The 529-nt window shown below is 52.4% G+C and carries 1 protein-coding gene; it reads left to right on the top strand.

Features of this window, described 5'->3' with window-relative positions:
* On the top strand, positions 1-529 hold a 529-nt coding region (locus A6301_RS13180; RefSeq protein WP_255764544.1), incomplete at both ends, for an EF-Tu/IF-2/RF-3 family GTPase.

Here is a 529-nt window from a genome sequence, read left to right as displayed (position 1 = left end):
TTGACAAGCCGTTCCTGCTGCCAATCGAAGACGTATTCTCCATCTCCGGTCGTGGTACCGTTGTTACCGGTCGTGTAGAGCGCGGCATCGTTAAAGTCGGTGAAGAAGTTGAAATCGTTGGTATCAAAGATACGGCGAAATCTACCTGTACTGGCGTAGAAATGTTCCGCAAACTGCTGGACGAAGGTCGTGCAGGTGAGAACGTTGGTGTTCTGCTGCGTGGTATCAAGCGTGAAGAAATCGAGCGTGGCCAGGTACTGGCTAAGCCGGGTTCAATCAAGCCACACACCCAGTTCGAATCAGAAGTGTATATCCTGAGCAAAGATGAAGGCGGCCGTCATACTCCGTTCTTCAAAGGCTACCGTCCTCAGTTCTACTTCCGTACCACTGACGTAACGGGTACCATCGAACTGCCAGAAGGCGTAGAGATGGTAATGCCGGGCGACAACATCAAAATGGTTGTTACCCTGATCCACCCAATCGCGATGGACGACGGTTTGCGTTTCGCCATCCGTGAAGGCGGCCGTAC

The sequence above is a fragment of the Pectobacterium sp. IFB5596 genome, assembly GCF_021432585.1.
Classification (GTDB): Bacteria; Pseudomonadota; Gammaproteobacteria; order Enterobacterales; family Enterobacteriaceae; genus Pectobacterium; species Pectobacterium punjabense.
Note: the sequence above shows the minus strand (reverse complement) of the source record. Positions and strands in the feature narration are given on the sequence as shown.